Here is a 21,242-nt window from a genome sequence, read left to right as displayed (position 1 = left end):
TCAATCCCCAAATAAAGTGCGGCCTGAACCGGGGTTCAGACCGCATCTTGTGGCACTCGTCACCTGACAAGGCAGGATCAATAGCGGAACTGGGAGACCAGCTTGCGCAATTTGTCGCCGGTATTGGCCAGATCACGGGTGGTGCTGTTGGACTCGACCGCCGCGCTGGTCAGCTCGCTGACAATCTGCTGGATGGCCACCAGGTTCTTGTTGATCTCCTCGGAGACCGCGTGCTGCTCCTCGGCGGCCGTGGCGATCTGGATGTTCATGTCGTTGATGGTGCTGACCGCCATCACCATGCTGTCGAGGGAGCTTGCGATGTGGCTCGCCTCCTGCACCGTCTCCTGGCTGCGCTCCTCGCTTGCCTGCATTACATCCACCGCCTGTTTTACCCCGCCCTGCAGACGCTGGAGCATCTCGTTGATCTCCTTGGTGCTCTGCTGGGTACGGCCGGCAAGGGATCGCACCTCGTCTGCCACCACCGCAAAACCGCGGCCCTGCTCGCCGGCACGGGCCGCTTCGATGGCCGCGTTCAGCGCCAGCAGGTTGGTCTGCTCGGCGATGCCGCGAATGACCTCCACCACAGAGCCGATCTTGCCGGTCTCCTGCGCCAGCTGCTCGATAACGCCGGAGGCGGTATGTACCTCGCCCACCAGCCGGTTGATGCTGTTGATGGCGGTGCTGACCACGCCGCGCGCCGCGTCGGATTCGCGGGCCGCATCGCTGGTTGCACTGGCGGCATTGGAGGCGCTGGCCGCCACCTCTTGCGCGGTCGAGCTCATCTCGGTCACTGCGGTGACCACCTGATCGGTCTCCCGGCTATGGCCGTGCATCTGCTGGTCGTAGTGCTCGCTAAGGTGATGCAGCTTGTCGACGGCGCTGAAGAGGTGGTTGCTGGTCTCCCCGACCTGACTCACCACCGACTGGATCCGCTCGACGAAGCGGTTGAAGGCGCTGGCCAGCTGACCAATCTCATCTTTGCTCTGCACCTTGAGACGTTGGGTCAAATCCCCCTCGCCGTTGGCGATATCGTTCAATGCCAGCACCGCATCTGCCAGCGGTTTGCTGACCCTGTTGCCGACAATCACGGTCGCCACCAGAGTGACGCCCAAAATCACCAGGATCACCAGCACCCCGACCTGCAGCGAGCTGTTCATCTTGCTCTCCCGCTCGGCACGCAGGGTGGCCAGTTCGTTGTCGATGTCATCGATATAAAAGCCGGTCCCTATGATCCACTGGTATTTGTCCAGCACCAGGGTAAAGGCCAGCTTGGGCGCATCACGACCGATGGAGGGCTTGGCCGTCCAGTATTCGGTAAAGCCATCCCCCTGACGGGCCGACTTGAGGATCTCCTGAATAAGGAACTTGCCCTTGGCATCCTTGTCATTCCAGCGGTTTTTGCCCTCCAGTTCGGTGCGAACCGGCAGCAATATGGTGTTGCCCTCAAAGTCATAGACAAAGAAGTAACCGTCGCTGCTGTAACGCAGCGGTCTGAGCAACTCTTTGACCTTTTGCCGATTCTCCGGTGAATCAGGCAAGGAGTAGACAGCGTTGATGGCAGTCTGAGCCATCATGATGTAACTGCTGAGCAGCGCCTTGCGATCCTTGATCGCCTTCTCCCGCGCCACCACCAAATCAGACTCCAGATCGCTTCTGGAGAGCATGTAGTTGCTGAGATTGACCGCCAGTGCCATCAACAGCACGGGGAGCGCTCCGAGTAACAGGATTTTCTGCTTTAACGTCATTTTTCACATCCTTGCAGCTGTTTTTATTGGAATTCCTTGCCCAATCATCAGTATAGGTGCTGGCAGTTCGCGGCTCGCTTTCGTTACAATTCCCTTAAAATAAATCGGCCAATTAGCGAAAAACATGACTCTTTGCCCTTGCGGTTCCAACCTTTCTCTCGAACTGTGCTGCGGATCACTCCACGGCGGTGCTCCCGCTCTCACCCCAGAACAGCTGATGCGCTCGCGCTACAGCGCCTTCGTGCTGGGTCTTGGGGATTATCTGGTGCATAGCTGGCACCCCGACTATCTGGGAGAGCTGACCGCAGAACTGCTCTCCCAGACCGATACCCAATGGGATGGCCTCGAGATCATCGCCAGCCAGGGCGGCCCCGACGACATACTCGGCATGGTGGAGTTCAAAGCCTGGTTCGTGGAAGGCGAGACTCGTCACTGCCTGCATGAACGTTCCCGCTTTGTGCGTTATGAGGCTCGCTGGGTCTACACCGACGGCGAGATAGATCCCGTCCCGCTCCGCATTGGGCGCAATGATCCCTGTCCCTGTGGCAGCGGCAAGAAGTTCAAGAAGTGTTGCGGCAATTGAGGCTGACTACTTAAATGAATCTGTAACGCGGGAGCATCGGGACCATGATCCATGACACAACAGACTCAGCAGTCACCCTTCAAATCAATCAAGGATCGTATCAAGGCCAATAAGGAGAAGGGCATCTCCATCCAGGGGCCCGATGTCATGGATTATCTCTATCCCGCCAGCAAGGTGGGGATCGAGGTGATCACTCCGACCGGTCAGCTGCGCTCCCTGCCTGCCGTGCTGATCGGCGCCGACAAGGCGCGCATCATCTATTTCAGCCTGCCCGCCACCACCCCGGCGGATGCGGCACTCTACTGCCAACCGGGTTACCGCCTCACGGCGGCCATCATCTGCGAGCGGGGGGTGGGAGCCATGCTCTGCTTCGAGGGCTTTATCGAGCAGTTCAACAAGCAGCCCCAGCTCTTCACCATGCGCCAGCCAGAGAGCATGACCCTGTTCAAGATCCGCAAGGAGATCCGCTACCCAATCAGTTGCACAGGAGTCGCTCTTTTTGCCCAGCACCCGCTCAACATCCATCTGGTGGACTTTTCGCTGGCAGGTTGCGCCTTCAGCACCCACCATCAGGCACCGACCATTCCCCTCAACCACTCGCTTGAGCTGCGCCTCGATGCCTCTAGCGCCAACGGGATGCCCTACCAGCTGACCGGCACAGTGCGCAACCAGCGCCAGATCAACAACTACCCCGTCTACGGCATGCAGTTCGACGCAGCCGGCCTGCAACAAAGCGAAACCTTTTTGAAGCACCTCGAATTCAATGGCCATCAGATGGTCGTTCGCACTCAAGCTGGCGCTGTTGCGAACATCGCCATGGGCCACTCCGCCCCCTGAAAGGGGCTATTGTCAGGCCGATCCCGATCACACTTCTGAGCATTAACGGTCGAAAATGTTCGATCACGCTCATTTATTTGGTCTGAATCAAACATTTTACTCACGGTTAACGTCAAACTTCTCATCAATGTGAGTAGCGAGACCGGCACCAATGCAAAGAATAACTACACAAGTCGTCATCATAGGCGGCGGGGCCACCGGGGCAGGCATCATGCGCGATTGCGCACTGCGCGACATTGACTGCATTCTGCTCGAACGGGACGATATCGCCGCCGGCACTACGGGGCGCAACCATGGCCTGCTCCACTCGGGAGCACGCTACGCGGTGACGGATCAGGAATCCGCCCGCGAGTGCATTCAGGAAAACCGCATCCTCAAGCGGATTGCCAGCCACTGTGTCGAGGACACCGGCGGCCTCTTCCTCACCCTGCCGGAAGATGACATCAATTTCCAAACCACCTTCATGGATGCATGTGCCCGCGCCGGGATCGAAACCCGTCAGCTCGATCCCCGCGAAGCCTTGCGTATGGAGCCCAACGCCAACCCGGCGATGATCGGCGCAATCCACGTGCCGGATGGTACGGTCGACCCGTTCCGCCTCGCCGCCGCCAACGTGCTGGACGCCAAAGAGCACGGCGCGCGTATCTTTACCCACTGCAAGGTGCTGGGACTCTTGCGCACTCAGGATCGGGTACACGGGGTCAAGGCGATCAACACCCGCACCGGCGAAGCGTTCGAGGTTGAGTGTCAGGAGGTGATCAACGCCGCCGGCATCTGGGGCCAGCAAATTTGCGAATACGCCGATCTCGGCATCCGCATGTTCCCGGCCAAGGGATCCCTGCTCATCATGGATTACCGCATCAACCAGCTGGTGCTCAACCGCGCCCGCAAACCGGCGGATGCGGACATTCTGGTGCCGGGCGATACCATCTCCCTCATCGGCACCACATCCAGCCGCATCGATTACAACAAGATTGACCAGCTCACCGTCGAGCCCGAAGAGGTGGAAGTGCTGCTGCGCGAGGGGATCAAGCTTGCCCCCATCATGGCGCGCACCCGTCTGCTGCGCGCCTACGCCGGCGTTCGCCCGCTGGTGGCGGTGGACGGTGACGACACAGGCCGCAACATCAGCCGCGGCATAGTGCTGCTCGATCACGCCGAGCGCGATGGCCTCAAGGGCTTCAACACCATCACCGGCGGCAAGCTGATGACCTACCGCCTGATGGCGGAGTGGGCCACCGATCTGCTGGCCAAGAAGCTTGGCAACAGCAAGCCCTGCCGCACTGCCGAGCTCAATCTGCCCGGCTCGCGGGATCCGGAGAAGGTCTCCGCCCCGGGGCTCTCGGTGCCTGCCGAAGGGTCGGCCCAGTACCGCCACGGCGAGCGGGTTATCGCCTTCTTCCGTGACAATCCGAAAGCCAACGCCCTCATCTGCGAGTGCGAGATGGTCACCGCCGGTGAAATCGAATACGCCCTGCGCGAGCTCGATGTGGACAACCTCATCGACCTGCGCCGCCGCACCCGTCTGGGGATGGGGCCCTGTCAGGGCGAGCTGTGCGCCTACCGCGCCGCCGGCCTGATGCAGGAGTACGGCAAGGCCGACGGCCGTCAGGCCTGCGTCATGCTGCGCCAGTTCCTGGAAGAGCGCTACAAGGGCACCCGCCCAGTGCTGTGGGGCGATGCCCTGCGCGAGGCCGAGTTTACCTACTGGATCTACGAGGGGCTGTTTGGCCTTGGCGAGTGGACCACACCGCAGCTGGTCACCGATGCGCCACGCGCCCCCGGGCAGCACAATGCCACTCACGCCACTGAGAAGGAGAGCCGTCATGAAGTTTGACAATATCGTTATCGGCGGCGGCATGGCGGGTCTCTCGGCCGCCCTGCGTCTGGTGGAAGCAGGCCAGAAGACGCTGCTGATGGCCTCAGGCCAGAGTGCCCTCCACTTCTCCTCCGGCTCGGTCGACCTGCTGGAGAGCGAGGGAGATCCCCGCGCAGAGCTGCCCGCCTTTATGGCAGCTCATCCGGATCACCCCTACAGCAAAGTCGGAATGCAGAATATCGAGGCGAGCCTGGCCGATCTGCAGCGCCACTGCGCCGAGCAGGGGCTGCCGCTGGTGCGCCACGAAACCAATCACCAGCGCCTGACCCCCATCGGTACCCTCAAACGTACCTGGCTCTCCCCCGATACTTGCGCCTGCGTCACCGATGCACCGATCCCGGACGTGCTACTGCTGGCCACCCTCGAAGGCTTTCGCGACTTTCATCCGGCACTGGCGGCGGCCAATCTGGCGACCCATCCGCGCTTTGCCCACTGCCGCATTCTGACTGGCGAAATCCGCCTGCCCCAGCTGGCGGAATTCAGCCGCAATCCCCATGAGTTTCGCTCTGCCGATATTGCGCGTCTGTGTGACAAGCACCATCTGGTGGCCGATCTGGCCAGCGAGATCAGTCGAATGGTGCAAGAGAGCGGCGTGCCCGACTGCCGCCATATCGTGCTGCCCGCCTGCCTGTCGCTGGGGCTGGTTGGCCCGCGTCTGGCGGAGCTGGAGCAACGTACCGGATGCACCATCAAGGAGGTGGCGACCATGCCGCCATCGCTGATCGGGATGCGGATGCAGGAGGCGCTCAAGCGCCGCTTCATGGCCCTTGGCGGCACCTTCCTCACCAGCGAGCGGGTGCTGGGCGCCCGTTACGAGGGGGATCGGGTGGTCGGCGTACACACCCAGAATGGCGATGACCAGCTGTTTGAAGCGGACAACTTCGTGCTCGCCTCCGGCAGCTTCTTCAGCCGCGGGCTGGAGTCCCGTCTGCGCGGCATTCGCGAACCCATCTTCGATGCCGATGTGCTGAGTCTGGAAGAGCGCGACGCCTGGGCCGGTCGCCGCCTGTTCGATCACCACCCCTTTATGGGCTTCGGGGTCAAGACCGACGACAAGCTCAGAGTGCTGCGCGGCGGCAAGCCGCTCACCAACCTCTACGGCGCCGGCAGCGTGCTGGCGCACTATGACCCCATCAAAGAGGGATCAGGTTCCGGTGTCGCGGTTGCCACCGGCTGGCAGGCCGCCGGCCATATTCTGGGTGCCGCCCAATGATGATTTTGTCCCATATCCCGTGCCTTCACACCCTACGGGAGGAGAACTGACATGCTACTGGATCACGCCAACCAAACTTTCGATCAGTGTATCAAATGCACCGTCTGTACCGCCTACTGTCCGGTGGCCAAGGCCAATCCCGCCTACCCCGGCCCGAAACAGGCGGGCCCGGATGGGGAGCGGCTGCGGATCAAGAGCCCGGAGCTCTTTGACAGCGCCCTCAAGCACTGCACCAACTGCAAGCGCTGCGAAGTCGCCTGCCCGAGTGGAGTACGCATCGGCGACATCATCGCCAAGGCCAAAGACAAGTACAGCGGCTTCAAACCGGGGATCCGCGAGTTCGTGCTCTCCCACACCGATCTGATGGGCAGCATGTCTACCCTGATGGCGCCGGTGGTCAACTTCACCACCGGCCTCAAGCCGATGAAGCTGGTGCTGGACAAGGCGCTGGGGGTCTCCTCCCACCGCGACCTGCCCAAATACTCCCAGGGCACCTTCCGCGGTTGGTACAAGAAGCAGAAAGAGACTCAGGCCCGCTTTGCGCGCCAAATCGCCTATTTCCACGGCTGCTACGTCAACTACAACCACCCGCAACTCGGCAAAGAGCTGGTACAGGTGCTCAACGCCATGAACATCGGCGTGCAATTGCTGGAGCGGGAGAAGTGCTGCGGCGTGCCGCTGATTGCCAACGGCTTCATGGACAAGGCCAAGCAGCAGGCGGCCTTCAACATCAAGCAGATGGAGAACTCCCTGCTGGGCAACGAGATGCCGCTGCTGGCCACCTCCTCCACCTGCGGCTTTACCCTGCGCGATGAATATCCCCACCTGCTGGAGCAGGACAACCACAAGGTGCGGGATCGCATCTCGCTGGTGACCCGCTTCCTGTGGAACGAGTTCTACAAGGGCAACAAACCGGCGATGAAACCGCTCAATCTGCACATTGCCTACCACACCCCCTGCCATATGGAAAAAATGGGGGGTGTCATCTATACCCTCGAACTGCTGCGCGCCATTCCCGGGGTCAAGGTGACGGTGCTGGAGTCCCAGTGCTGCGGGATCGCCGGCACCTACGGCTTCAAGTCGGAGAACTACCAGACCAGCCAGACCATCGGCGAGGGGCTATTCGATCAGATCAACCGCCTGGCCCCCGATCTGGTGATCACCGATTGCGAAACCTGCAAATGGCAGATCGAGATGAGCACGGCGTTTCGCTGCGAACATCCCATCCACCTGCTGGCTCAGGCACTGGCCTGATCGGCTGATAACAAAAGACAATCCACGCAGAGATAAACAAAGAGCCGGCAATTGCCGGCTCTTCCTTTTACGTTTCTCGCCCGCTATCAGGGATGCTGGATGATCAGGCTGTGGTTATCCAGCATGCTCTGCAGGATGTCGTGGGACGAGGTGCTGGTAAGATTCCAGCTGTTCAGATCCACATCCTTCAGGGTGATCTGCTGAGTCACCTGACCACCGTTGGCCGAGGTCACCGAGAGATTCACATCGCTCAGACCATTGCTGCCGCTCGTCACCGACGCCGAGAGGTTGCTTAGCAGACTTTCGACGCTGGCTCCCGGACCACCCCGCAGCAGGTCGGCCAGATCGATCCTGTCCCCCTGTTCCGGATGGAAGTCGGTGATGGTATCGACTGCGGGCTGCCCCTGACTCCCCTCATCCCCCTTCTGCCAGACAAAGAGATCGCTGCCGGCACCACCGGTGAGGATATCGTTGCCTTTGCCGCCATGGAGCACATCGTTCCCAAGCCCTCCCACCAGACGATCATCGCCTGAAGAGCCAAAGAGGATGTCGTCATGCTCGGACCCCAACAGCTCATGACCGCTCTGGCTGTGGATAGTCAGGGTATCGAGTGGCGTGCTGATGGTGGAACCGCCGACACTCGACTCGGCGGAGATCCCCAGTACATGATCCCCATCGCTCAGGCCGTTGAAGTAGAGCGGTACCGAGTGATCCGCCGGGATCAGCCAGTCACCGTTGCTCTCCTGATGTCCCACGGTCAGGCCATGTTCATCCTGTACCTGAGCGTTCCCCAATCCGCTGATGCGAATGGATAGCTCACCGGTTGCCGGATTGACCACGCAGGCCTGCAGACTCAGGGGCACCAGCGCCCCCTGCAGGGCATGGATCTCGTGCTGGGTCAGTGTCAGGCTCGGCATGTCCGGCTCGGGCGTGACATTGATGGTCACCTGATCGGTGTCGCTCAGCGGGCCACCCGCACCACTGTTGCCCTGATCCGAGGTGGTGACGGTCAGGGTATCCTCTCCCCAGAAATCTTTGGCCGGTTCATAGTGCAGGCTGCTTGCCAGCAACTGGTTGAGATCGGCCAGCGACCCCACCAGAGCGATCTCGCTGGTACCCGCCCCCTGCACCATCACGGCGCCAGTTGCGCCCAGCAGGGTAAGCACACCATGCTCGACCCGCAGCACCATGGAGACAGGCGCGCTGCCGGCATCCACATCCTTCACGCTGATACCGGATAGCGACAGAGAGCCATCCTCTTTGACCGTCATGCTGCCCGGCAGCTGATTGACCGGTGCATCATTGACCGGCAGCACCTCGATGGGTACCACATCGGTGTCGCTTAGGGCCCCACCGCTACCGGTATTGCCAAGATCATTGGTCACCATGGTGAGCTGATCCTGACCATTGAAGTCCTGTGCTCCCAGATAGGTCACCCCGCCCGCCAGCAGCGCATTGATGGCGGCAAGCGAGCCGCTCAGCACCAGCGAGCCCGTGCCACTGCCGGTCACGGTCACGCCGCTGCCGGCCGCCAGGGTCAAGGTGCCGTGGCCAACCGAGAGGCGCACCTCGATGGGACTGTTGCCCGCATCCACATCTTTGACCTGCAAGCCATCAATGCGGTAAGGCACATCCTCTTCGGCAACCAGCGGCGCTGTGGGCAGCTGATTGATCGGCGCATCATTGACCGGCAGCACCTCGATGGGCAGCACATCGGTATCGCTGAGAGCCCCACCACTACCGGTGTTCCCCTGATCGTTGGTGACCATGGTCAGGGCGTCATTGCCGTAGAAATCACTGTTCCCCTGATAGGTGACCCCGCCCGAGAGCAAGGCATTGAGATCGGCCAGCGTGCCGGTCAGTATCAGAGAGCCAGTGCCGTTGCCGACCACCGTCACGCCGCTGCCAACTGGCAGCGTCAGGGTGCCATGTTCCACCGACAGGGTGATCTTGATGGGGCTGCTGCCCGCGTCCACATCTTTCACCTGCAAGCCGTGGATGACGAAGGGCTGATCTTCCTGCGCGACTTGTGGGGTCGTTGGCAATACGTTGATTGGCGCATCGTTGACCGGGCTCACATCCACATGAATAGTGCCATTGACTTCAGGGCCAAGGGCACCGTTGTCGAGGCTCTGAGCTATGACCTTGAGATCCAGCGCGCCGTTGGCATCATTGGTTACCAGCTCGACAGAACCCAGCTTGCCGCCCTCGGTGGTGACCTGCCAGCGACCGCCTCCCAGATCAACAACCGTCCCCGCCACGCCGTTTGGCAAGCGGATCTCGGCACCATCAGGAACTCCTTCTATGGTGACCCGAACCTGCTCCGGCTTGTTCTCATGCACATTACCCGCATTGCCGCCGGTTGGTTGGTTATCCCTGGTCTCCAGCCCCAGATCCAGCGTGATCACATCCCCTTCGGTGCCACTCGCCTGCCCTTGAATATCGGCAATGAGGGCATCTCCCACCGGATTGACGGTCACGGTGAAGCTGCCGCTGGTTTCAAGGGGAATGGTGAGCCCCTTGTCGAGGGTAAAGACGCTGAGTGACAGATCCACGCTGCCGCTGAAATCGGCCGGCGGGATCAGGGTCAGCTTGGCAAAATCGGTGCCTACAGGTACTTGCCAGACACCACCACCGTTATTCACGGCAGGGGCCGAGAGGGTAAAACCATCCGGTACCCCCTTGATCTGCAACGCCACTATCTTCTCGGAACCGTCGTTATCGATGAGGGCGGCACCAAAGCCAGCCAGGCTGATGGCACCATCTTCGTTGCCCGATACATCGTGCAGCGTCAGGGCTGCCGGATCGTTGACCGGTCTCACCTCAAAGCCGACCTGCCCGCTCCAGCTACCGCTGTCGGTCACCTGCTGACCACCGACCAGCGCGGTATCGACAATATCGACCTTGATGTCGAGCGGTACCTGACCGCTGAAGTGCTCTTTGGGCACAAACACCAAGTCCTTGAGGGCTGCCACATCGCTGACCACCAGGGTGTTGACCGGCTTGCCACTGCCATCAAGGAAGTAGCCATATTTGGCATCCACCGTGATGGTGACCCGCTCCACGGTTTCAAGGCCACCATTGGCGATGGAGGGGCTGATATCGGCCAGTTTCACCGAGAGATCGAGGTGGATCTCGCTATCTTCCAGATTGTCCGGCTGTCCGTCATGGTTGGTATCCAGCACGGTCAAAGTCAGTTCCGGGTGCTCGCCACGGCCACCATTCACATCGACCACGGGGGCCACATCGACCCGTACCGTGCTGCTGACGACCTTGATATCGCCACTGGCGGTATCCGTGTTGACCACCTTCACCTCGATATTGAGCGAGCCGGCAAAGTCTTGCGGCAAGCCGAGGGTCAGCCCTTCCAGACCAGCCAGTGACGGCGGTACCTTGATGACATACTCACCGGTCGAGATGTTGTATTCGGCGCCGCTGATGGTGACACCCGCCGGCAGCCCCTTGAGGACTATGGTCACCTCGTCGCTGGCCTGATCGGTGGCACCGATATGGATCACGCCTTTGAGCTGCTGACCAAAATCAACCCGGATATCCTCCTTGCCCACCAGCACCGCGTTGTCGTCGATATCGACGGTCGCCGCAGCTTCCTTGTTGGTCGTCGGCGTCGCCTCGAAGGTCGCATCCGTGTTCAGGCTCACCTTGACATGGGCACTGGCATCGCCATCGTCACCCCGGTCGATCACCATGGCATCGATACGGATCGGTTGAACCTTGCCGACAAACCCGTCGGGCGCATGCAGCTTGAAGCTGCCGAGGTTGCCCGCCGGTACGATCCAGCTGCCGTTACCGTTGTTGATGCCGCCAATCACCACAAACTGATCCCCTGCACCACCGTTCAGCACCGGCAGGTTAATCACCAGATAGTCGATCTCCTCCACGCTGGAGGGATCGAGGTCGGTAAAGAGGAAACGCCCTGCCAGATCGATATCGGCACCGCCCTGCCCCACGAGTGCGCCACCAGTTTGGGTCAGCACGCCATCGGGCTCCACCACCGCCTGAATATCGACGTGCAGGTTGCCATCGATCACCTTCTCGGCCACCGTGCCCGAATCCACATCGTGCTGGGTCACTGTGACCTGGCTCTGGATATTGGTATCCCGATCGCTATCCTCCGGCCCCTTCACCAGCAGTTGTCCCCCGTTGAGCAGGCTGTCGAGCTGGGCGGCCGTCAGGGTGACCTGGCCACCCACCACGGTCAGCTGGCTCTCCACGCCGCCGACTCGCAGCCAGATCTGGTAGCCATCCTCCACCCCGGAGAGACTCAGCGCAGTGACCTTCTCGGCACCGTCCGTAAGGGTCGGATGCCAGTCAAGCACGGTGAACTGATCTTCCAGGCCGTGGCTGGTCTTGCTGTAGTCGGTCGCATCGATCTCCGGCTCCACCTTGATATGCAGCGGTACCTCGAAGCTCTTGCTGTCGCCATCGTTCTCGGTGACCACCACCCTGGCGACAAGATGCAGATCCGCCGTGCTGTTGTGGGGTGGCTGAATAAGCAGATTGCCAAAATCGGAGACATTGACCTGATAGGTTGGCTTGCCGCTGGCATCGAGTCCGGCAAAAGTGAGGGTCAGCTCCTTGCCGCTGGCATCAAAGACTCGGGCCCCTTCCGGCAACCCTTGCAGCACCACGTTGAGGCTCTCGGAAGTATCGTGCGGGGTATCGACCCACTCGCCCGAGGTGAGGGTAAAGTTGAGCGGCGCCCGCCCATCTTCGCCCACGGTAATGGCATAGCCTGTCCCTTCGGCCTCCCAGCCGGTATTGCCAAGCTCGAAGTGAGGCTGATCCACCACCCCCACCAGATCCACATGAATGGTCTGGGAGCCGGTCTCTTTCTCGTTCACCACGATGTGGGTCTGGCCATTGGCATCGGTCAGGGTGGCGCTGTCTTTGACCACGCCCTTGATGGTCAGATCGAAATCGACGTTGCTGTTTTTGGGCGGCAGCAGCTTGAGCTCATTGATGCGCTCAAAGGGCACCTCGTAATACCCGGCTGCATTCTGACTGACGGCAACGCCCCCCAGCAGCAGCGTCGCCCCGGCGGGCAGGCCACTGATGCGTACAAAGAGCCGCTCGGAACCATCGGTGGTGTCACCCAGGTGGGCGAGGCCAATCTTGCTGCCCAGATCGAGCAAGGTATCCTCTTTGCCCTGAATATCGCGCACGGTGAGTTTGGCGTCATCCGCCAGCGGATTGACGTTGATCACCAGCTCAATCTTGTCTCCCTGCGCCGTACCCTGACCCGGCGCGATCGGGTTCTGCTCCGTGCTGATCGGGGTCACCGACAGCTTGATGTCACCACTGAAATCCTTGGCCGGAACCACGGTCACCTTGTTGATATTGGCTGCAGATACGGTATAGAGCCCGCTGGCGTTTGGCTTGAGTTCAACCCCGTTGAGCATGAGCGTGCCCTTGCCCGTCTCCCATTTGATCTGGTAGGTCAGGGTCTCGGAGCCATCCGTATCGGTGAGGCCCGCTTTCACATTGAGCTTGATGCCGCTGCTGTCCTCACTGGTATCGTAATGCTGGCTGGTGTGACCTGCATCCCACACCGGCTTGTCGGCCACGCCGCGCACCGTGATGGCAAGATCGCCGGTGACTACAGCAGGGGCATCCCCCTCGGTCACCCCCACCTGCAACTGCACCTGGAAGTGCAGCGGCTGGCCCTTGTTGCTCCAGGTAGACCAGTTGGCATCCGGCACAAAAGTCACCCCCTGGGTGCTGTAGTGCACATTATCACTGGTCACCATGGCCGCTGGCGGGACGATAAACCACTTGCCATCCGCTGTGGTAGCAAGGGCAACCCCGTTGTAATAGAAGGTGCCATGAGCATTGGCTGGCGCCTGAATAAGGAGCTGATCTACATGTTCGCCCCGGTCGAAATCGCCGATATCGAGCTGCATGTTGATGAGGATACCGGCGCTCGGATCCTGAGCCCCCTGATCTTCGTTGCCGGTTGCCGCAGTGACGGTGAAGCTCACCGGCTCATCCCGCAGATTAAGGGTCAAGGTGCTGTCGGCGCGGTCACCGTCGCCATCCACCAGATGGGCGGTGATGACCTGACGCAGCTGGGCATTATCGTGATCAAAGCCGCTGGCCGGCGTGAAACGGTAGCTGCCATCGGCCGAGATGGTGAGAGAGCCCATCACCTGCTTGCCATCCGGACTCATCACATCCCGGGTGAGTGAGCCATTGACGGCATAGGTCTGGCCATTGATGGTGATCGACTCCACCCGGGCGCCATCAGCCCCTTCGTTGGCGGCTGGCAGCAGATCACCGCTGACGGAGGCACTCCCCTCGTTCAGGGTATGAGCCAGCACAGTGCCAATAGGCATATCGTCCTGTACCGTCACGGTCACGCTGACATTGGGGCTACGATCGCCATCGTGATCGGTGACAAAGAGCGGCACCTCAATCGCAAGATCATCTTTACCCTGAATACCGTGATCGAGCTGCCCCACCAGATAGACGCTGTAACTGCCGTTCACATCGAGGTGGATCCAGAAAACCGACTTGCCACCCTCTGCCGTAGCCAGATACCAACCCGGGCTGTGAGCGGCCAGCGTCACCGACTGACCGTTGGAGGTCAGGTGGTTAGCCTGGTTGAAGGCGGCCACGTCGAGTTCAAGGGAAGCAACCCGATCCGAACCGGCGCTAATGGTCACCTTGCCGCTGGCCGTTTCACCCAGATCTGAGGGCATGGTGCCCGGATGCTGGCTGGCAGAGCCATCGAGGGCAGACTCCTTCACTGTGACCGAGTCAATAGCGGAGATAATGGGGTTCACGCCATCCGTCACAGTGATGGTGGTTGAGCCCTGGCTCTGGCTGCCATCGCTGTCGGTTACCTTGATTGGCAAGGTCAGGTTGAGTTTGTCATCCGCCCCGTGATCCAGGTTGGTATGCACTGTCACCTGATAACCTATCTCTGCGCTAGTGTGAGCGGCGATGCTGGCGGGCACAGTGGGGATGGACACCGTCATCACCACAAGACCGCCGCTGGTTACAGCCTGGAAGGTGTGACCATCCGTGCCAACCGCTTTCCAGGTCAAGGCTTCGCCATTGTGGGTAATGGGCTTGCCGCTGGCATCCATAACCTGACCGGAGAGCGTCAGTCGCACATCGGTCACAGGATCCGAGTCAGCTTTGATGATGATCTTGCCGCTCGCCTGCTGGTCATCCACCGCCGAGTTGGCACCATCGAAACGCCCTTCGCTGAGGGTTACACCAGTCAGAGTCAAGGTCGGTTTATCCCCTTCCCCAATCTGGATATTGAGGGTGCCGCTGGTACTATCGTTATTGCCGCCCGCCTTGTCGTAGTCGTTGACGATCACCTTGATGGGCAGCTCGGTCACGGCGTTGGCGCCCTGATGGATCCCCTGATAGAGGGTCACCTGATAGTCAAAACCGTTCTTGCCCGCCTGATCCAGCGTGCCAACCAGCCGCACCTCAAACACCTCGACGCGCTGGCCGTTGACCTCGACATAGCCCTTGAGCAGCTGACTACCCGGGATGGCGGGATCCCCATCAAGCAGTTCGTATTTGACACTCTGGCCGAGGGCTGTGAGCGCCGGTTGCTGACTGCCCTCGGCAAACGCCACCTCGACCACCCGATCCGACCCTGCCTGCACGTCGAAGTGACCGGTTTGACTCAGACTGTTGCTGCCGGTGAGGTCCCCCTCATCCAGAGACACGCCTTTGCCCGGAATAAAGCTAGGTGCCTTGCCATCCGCGATGGTAAGCGGCAGCGTGGTACCGATGCGATCGCCATCCTTGTCGGCCAGGGTGACCGCCAGCGGCAGGTTGAGGGATTCGCTCCCCTTGTGATCCAACTCACCACTCAGGGTGACCTTGGCGGTGACGCTCCAGTTACCGTTGTTGTCGACCAAGCTCAGCTCGGCGCGCAGGATCTCGCGACCATCTGCCGTGGTGCCAACCAGCTGGCCGTTGGCGTCGAGGGAGAAACTGATCGGGCTGCCATGGCTGGTGAGTCCGGTCAGGGTGCTCTGGATAGCTGCGATGTCAAAACCAAGAGAGTTAGGGTCAAGGGCATCGCTGCCATGCGCGACCGAGAAACTCATGGTGCTGACGGCAGCCGTCTCCCCTTGCGCCATCTCGGTCATCGTAGTGCCAGTCACGGCGGAGATGGTCGGATTGGCACCATCCCCCACCGCCACGGTAATGGTGGAGGAGACTTTGTCACCATCGCTGTCGAGCAGGGTAAAGCCCGCCTTGAGCAGGCTGTCGGCACTGCCCTGATCCAGCGGTTGATGGAGGGTAAAGCTGTATTTGCCATCGTTGCCGAGGGTCAGCTCAAACACCAGTTTGCCATCTGGGGTGCGCCCCTCTATCAGGTGCTCAGCCACCGTGATGGTCACGGCCTGCTTGCCCGAAGTGAACCCTTGCAACCCCGGCTGGTTGGCATCGAAGGTGATGCTGGCCAGCGGATCGCTGCCCGCGGTGATGGTCAAATCACCGTTAAGGGTCTGCTCCTGCTGCCAGTTGCTATCTTCGGTGAAAGTGAGGGAGACAGGATCGACCTGTGGCAAGGCACCATCGGTAATGGTGATATTGAGGGTGCCGAGGTTGCTCTTGTCGCCGTCAAAATCGGAGCCCTGTACCTTCAGGCCAAAGTTGAGGCTGTTGGTCGCTTCCGGCTCGTCAAACACGCCGGTCAGGGCGACGCTGTACTTGCCATCCAGCTCGATGGCGACGGTAAGGATCGTATTGCCCTGCCAATCCTTGACGGTCAGCTGGTTGCCCTGCACCTCATAACTGGTGGGACGCCCCTGGCTGGTGAGCCCAGCGAGCGCTGGTTGGCTCGCCTCAAAGTTGAGGGAGACCAGACGATCGCTACCCACCGTGACCGGCAGTTGACCATCGATGCGCTGGTTGCCCCCTTCTTGCAGCGAAACGCCCTTGTCCAAACCGAGTTCGGGGTCAAGGCTGTCCGTCACCGTGATGGTGGTTGAGCCCTGGCTCTGGCTGCCATCGCTGTCGGTTACCTTGATTGGCAAGGTCAGGTTGAGATTGTCATCCGCCCCGTGATCCAGGTTGGTATGCACCGTTACCTGATAGTCGATGGTTGCAGTGGTATGAGCGGCAATGCTGGCGGGCACAGTGGGGATGGATACCGTCATCACAACCAGACCAGAGCTGGTCACTGCCTGGAAGGTGTGACCATCCGTGCCAACCGCTTTCCAGGTCAAGGCTTCGCCATTGTGGGTAATGGGCTTGCCGCTGGCATCCATAACCTGACCGGAGAGCGTCAGTCGCACATCGGTCACAGGATCCGAGTCAGCTTTGATGATGATCTTGCCGCTCGCCTGCTGGTCATCCACGGCAGAGTTGGCACCATCGAAACGCCCTTCGCTGAGGGTTACACCAGTCAGAGTCAAGGTCGGTTTATCCCCTTCCCCAATCTGGATATTGAGGGTGCCGCTGGTACTATCGTTGTTGCCGCCCGCCTTGTCGTAGTCGTTGACGATCACCTTGATGGGCAGCTCGGTCACGGCGTTGGCGCCCTGATGGATCCCCTGATAGAGGGTCACCTGATAGTCAAAACCGTTCTTGCCCGCTTGATCCAGCGTGCCAACCAGCCGCACCTCAAACACCTCGACGCGCTGGCCGTTGACCTCGACATAGCCCTTGAGCAGCTGACTACCCGGGATGGCGGGATCCCCATCAAGCAGTTCGTATTTGACACTCTGGCCGAGGGCTGTGAGCGCCGGTTGCTGACTGCCCTCGGCAAACGCCACCTCGACCACCCGATCCGACCCTGCCTGCACGTCGAAGTGACCGGTTTGACTCAGAGTGTTGCTGCCGGTGAGGTCCCCCTCATCCAGGGACACGCCTTTGCCCGGGATAAAGCTCGGCGCCTTGCCATCCGCGATGGTGAGCGGCAGCGTGGTACCGATGCGATCGCCATCCTGGTCGGCCAGGGTGACCGCCAGCGGCAGGTTGAGAGATTCGCTCCCCTTGTGATCCAGCTCACCACTCAGGGTGACCTTGGCGTTCACACTCCAGTTGCCGTTGTTATCGACCAAGCTCAGCTCGGCGCGCAGGATCTCGCGACCATCTGCCGTGGTGCCAACCAGCTGGCCGTTGGCGTCGAGGGAGAAACTGATCGGGCTGCCATGGCTGGTGAGCCCAGTCAGGTTGCTCTGGATGGTGGTGATATCAAAACCGAGAGATGCGGGATCAAGGGCATCGCTGCCGTGGGTCACCGTGAAACTCATGTTGCTGACCGCGGCCGCCTCACCTTGCGCCATCTCGGTGATGGCGGTGCCGCTGACGGCTGAGATGGTGGGGTTGGCGCCATCACCTACCGCCACGGTGATAGTGGAGGAGACCTTGTCGCCATCGCTGTCGAGCAGGGTAAAGCCCGCCTTGAGCAGGCTGTCGGCACTGCCCTGATCCAGCGGTTGATGGAGGGTAAAGCTGTATTTGCCATCGTTGCCAAGGGTCAGCTTAAACACCAGCGTGCCATCGGGGGTACGCCCCTCGATAAGATGATCGGCCACCGTGATGGTCACGGCCTGCTTGCCCGAGGTGAACCCTTGCAACCCCGGCTGGTTGGCATCGAAGGTGATGCTGGCCAGCGGATCGCTGCCCGCGGTGATGGTCAAATCACCGTTAAGGGTCTGCTCCTGCTGCCAGTTGCTATCTTCCGTGAGCGTCAGGGAGACAGGATCGACCTGCGGCAAAGCACCGTCGGTAATGGTGATATTAAGGGTCCCGAGGTTGCTTTTGTCGCCGTCAAAATCGGTGCCCTGTACCTTCAGGCCTAGGTTGAGGCTGTTGGTCGCTTCCGGTTCGTCAAACACGCCGGTCAGGGAGACGCTGTACTTGCCATCCAGCCCGATGGCGACGGTAAGGATCGTATTGCCCTGCCAATCCTTGACGGTCAGCTGGTTGCCCTGCACCTGATAACTGGTGGGATGCCCCTGGCTGGTGAGCCCCGCCAACGCCGGCTGGCTCGCCTCAAAGTTGAGGGAGACCAGACGATCGCTACCCACCGTGACCGGCAGTTGACCATCGATGTGCTGGTTGCCCCCTTCTTGCAGCGAAACGCCCTTGTCGAGACCAAGCGAAGGATCACTGCCGTCGTTGATGGTCAGAGCCAGGTCGGCACTGGTGACATCGCCATCGATCTCTTTGGCACTCACCTGCAACCCCAGCGAGAGGCTGTCACTACCCTGATGATCGAGCGGGCCGGTAAGGGTGATCACCACCCGACCGCCCACATCGCTCCCCTGCTGTTCAGCCAGCAGCTGGGCGCGCAATACCTCTACCCGCTGACCATTGCCATCGAGGTAGTAGCCCAGCAGGGTGCGATCATCGGTAAATTCAAACGTCAGCGGATGGCCATCGCTGGCAAGACCCGAGCCGTTGAGGGTCGCCAGGGTGCCACTCTGATTGCTGAACACCAGCGAATCCACCAGCAGGGGATCGGCGGTGTGCTTGACCACAAAGCTGCTCTCCCCAACTACGGCGGCGCTGTTGGTAAAGGCATCCTCGGTCAGGGTAATGGCCGGGATCTCGAAGCTCGGTGGAGTGCTGTCCACCAGATTGATCACCAGCGGCGCTTTCACCAGATCACCGTCGCTGTCGCGGTATTCGAGGTTGAACGGCAGACTCAAGGTTTCCTGAGTGTTAAGCAGGGTCTGCTCCTTGCTCTCGGGGTGATCCAGGCTCTGGTTCCAGACGATGCGATAGCTGCCGTTATTGTTGAGGGTCAGGGTAAAGACAGTGACACCACCGGCAGTGGCGGTCAGGGTCTGGCCGCCCCAGACGTAATCGAGTGCCACTCCATGACTGGTAAGCTTCAGCCCTTCAAGGCCGCTCTGGTCAGCGGCGAAGGTGACCTGCAGGTTGCCATCAATCCCGGCGCCGGTATTGAGGTTGCCAGTCGCAGTGACTGGGCCATTGGCCAGTCCGGCTTCGGAGAGGGTCAAGGTCTCGCTCTTGCCGATCAGCGGCGCACCGTCCAAGGCAGAATTACCCGCCAGATCGGTGACGCTGGCACGCACTTCGAAAGATTGCGTGATGCCGGAGAGATCAAGACCTGATACCTGCCAACGGCCATCCGCACCGACCACTGCAGAGGTGGTAAGCAGGATCTGCCCATCGCTGCCTAGCAGGGTGATGGTCACCTTCTGTCCCGCCTCGACATTGGCGGTGGTACCACTCAGGGTGGCATTGTCGCTGCCAAAGAGTTCCACAGCATAGAGATCATCGATATCGATGGCGGCCTGGGTATCAACCTCAATAGTGAGGGTATCGCTGGCTCGGTTGCCGGCGATATCCACCGAGTCGACCCGAAAATCATAAGCTCCGTCTGCCAGCGTATCGGGCAGCTGATATTGCCAGTTGCCATTGCCGTCAACGGTAAGTACGGTGAGCACGCTGCCACCAAGGGAGAGGGTGACTGTGGCACCGGGCTCCCCCTTGCCCTGCAGCAGCGGGGTATTGTCGCGGGTCAGATCATCGCTCTGGCTGGCACCGGTGTCGCTCTCATCGGCAAGATCCAGGGTAATGGTGGTGATGGTATCGAGCAGGGTCTGGCCCAGATCGCTGGCACGGTTGCCGGCAGCATCCTGAGTATCGGCCTGAATGGTGAGGGGGCCATCCACCAGCTTGCCGGTGACGTCGCCAAAATTGGCCTCCCAGACCAGACCGGGCAGCACCACTGTGGTGACGGTGAGTCGGTTGCCTGCCTGGTCAATCAGGGTCACGGTGACCGGCTGACCGACCTCTACATCTAGCACGGTACCGCGGATGATAACGCCAGCCGCCTCGTCAGCGTTGATGATGTTGTCGCTGGTCTGCGGCTCGGTGATGGTGATGGCGGCAAAGAAGTCGCGTACTTCGGCAAAACGCAGCTCGTCGTTGGCGACAGGTGCATTGTGATCCGTATCGAAACCGGCCTCGGCCAGGGTGGCGTCATTGGTGCGATCGACCACCACAAAGCCGCCAGAGCTGGAACCCGCAACGCCACCAATATTGCCGGCAGCTGGCGCGGCGTTGCCTGCGGCGGTCTCGGCAAAGAGTTTGGTCGGGTCAACCCCCTGGCGAATGGCCTCCTGCAGGGAAGCGAGCTCCTGATCAGGCTGCGCCTCGCTGCCATCGGCCGGAACAGGATTGGCCGGCTCAGGTTGTTGTCCGGTTGGCTGCGAATCGGCATCAGCCAGTGCAAACTGCCCCCCCTGCGCGGCTTGCAGCCGATCACCGGGATGGAGCACCATCCCCACGGTTGCTCGTACGACAGATCCATCTGCACTGATGACAAACACGGAGCCCTCTATACGGGTCACCACCGTGGACTTTTCAATTTGCAACTCAGCCATACAACCTCCGGCACAACCTGATTAACGACATTATCAACAGCACACCTGACTGGATTAGCCATCTTACCGCAACCAAGTTGAAGGGTCTTTTCTCAATTTTCGACAAAAGAGACCGCAAATAGGGTATTTCGTACAATAAATGTCATGCAGGCATCGCCTTTGGTGCGACAGCCTGTGACGCAATATTGTTGCAGCCCTTTGCTGATGCGCCTATTCAAGAAAAAATAGTCCTTTTGGCAGACTTGCTTCGTAATCCCTGGTGAATCTGGATTTCAAGCGAGCCCCAGTAGCAAACGGGCAGTGCAAATGAGTGCAGCCAAACAGCAGCGCTTATCGATAATAAAGTGAATAAAAATTTAAGGTCGCG

7 protein-coding genes are annotated in these 21,242 nt (G+C 60.3%); 5 read left to right on the top strand and 2 right to left on the bottom strand.

Translation table 11 applies throughout. From position 1 onward, the window contains the following. Positions 1–77: 77 nt before the first annotated feature. Positions 78–1,745 carry a methyl-accepting chemotaxis protein gene (locus I6L40_RS11800; protein WP_033116114.1) on the bottom strand — a complete coding sequence of 556 codons (1,668 nt, stop codon included), beginning with the start codon at positions 1,743–1,745 and terminating at the stop codon, positions 78–80. Between the two features lie 124 nt (positions 1,746–1,869). On the opposite strand from I6L40_RS11800, the gene I6L40_RS11795 reads away from it, so the two are divergent. The 5 genes from I6L40_RS11795 to glpC all read left to right on the top strand — a co-directional run bounded on the left by I6L40_RS11795 (position 1,870) and on the right by glpC (position 7,511). Next, positions 1,870–2,328, top strand: a complete 459-nt coding sequence (locus I6L40_RS11795; RefSeq protein WP_083593576.1) for a YchJ family protein — start codon at positions 1,870–1,872, stop codon at positions 2,326–2,328. A 51-nt stretch (positions 2,329–2,379) separates the two neighbouring features. Beyond that, positions 2,380–3,165: a PilZ domain-containing protein gene (locus I6L40_RS11790; RefSeq protein WP_041210283.1), complete on the top strand. Its 786-nt coding sequence runs from the start codon at positions 2,380–2,382 to the stop codon at positions 3,163–3,165. Between the two features lie 151 nt (positions 3,166–3,316). After that, positions 3,317–5,002 (top strand): anaerobic glycerol-3-phosphate dehydrogenase subunit A, encoded by a 1,686-nt coding sequence (glpA, locus tag I6L40_RS11785; protein WP_071915071.1) that lies wholly within the window; start codon positions 3,317–3,319, stop codon positions 5,000–5,002. Then, positions 4,992–6,257, top strand: a complete 1,266-nt coding sequence (glpB, locus tag I6L40_RS11780) for a glycerol-3-phosphate dehydrogenase subunit GlpB (RefSeq protein ID WP_216994305.1) — start codon at positions 4,992–4,994, stop codon at positions 6,255–6,257. Before glpA ends, glpB begins: the two co-directional genes overlap by 11 nt. Positions 6,258–6,308: 51 nt before the next feature. Next, a complete protein-coding gene (gene glpC, locus I6L40_RS11775) occupies positions 6,309–7,511 on the top strand; it encodes an anaerobic glycerol-3-phosphate dehydrogenase subunit GlpC (protein ID WP_071915067.1) in 1,203 nt (400 codons plus the stop codon). Between the two features lie 86 nt (positions 7,512–7,597). Here the strand turns inward: glpC and I6L40_RS11770 are convergent, their stop codons facing one another. Then, positions 7,598–20,875 (bottom strand): retention module-containing protein, encoded by a 13,278-nt coding sequence (locus tag I6L40_RS11770; protein WP_216994304.1) that lies wholly within the window; start codon positions 20,873–20,875, stop codon positions 7,598–7,600. Positions 20,876–21,242 lie beyond the last annotated feature (367 nt).

Origin of the sequence: Aeromonas sp. FDAARGOS 1410 (assembly GCF_019048745.1) — a bacterium.
GTDB classification, from domain to species: domain Bacteria; phylum Pseudomonadota; class Gammaproteobacteria; order Enterobacterales; family Aeromonadaceae; genus Aeromonas; species Aeromonas jandaei.
Note: the sequence above shows the minus strand (reverse complement) of the source record. Positions and strands in the feature narration are given on the sequence as shown.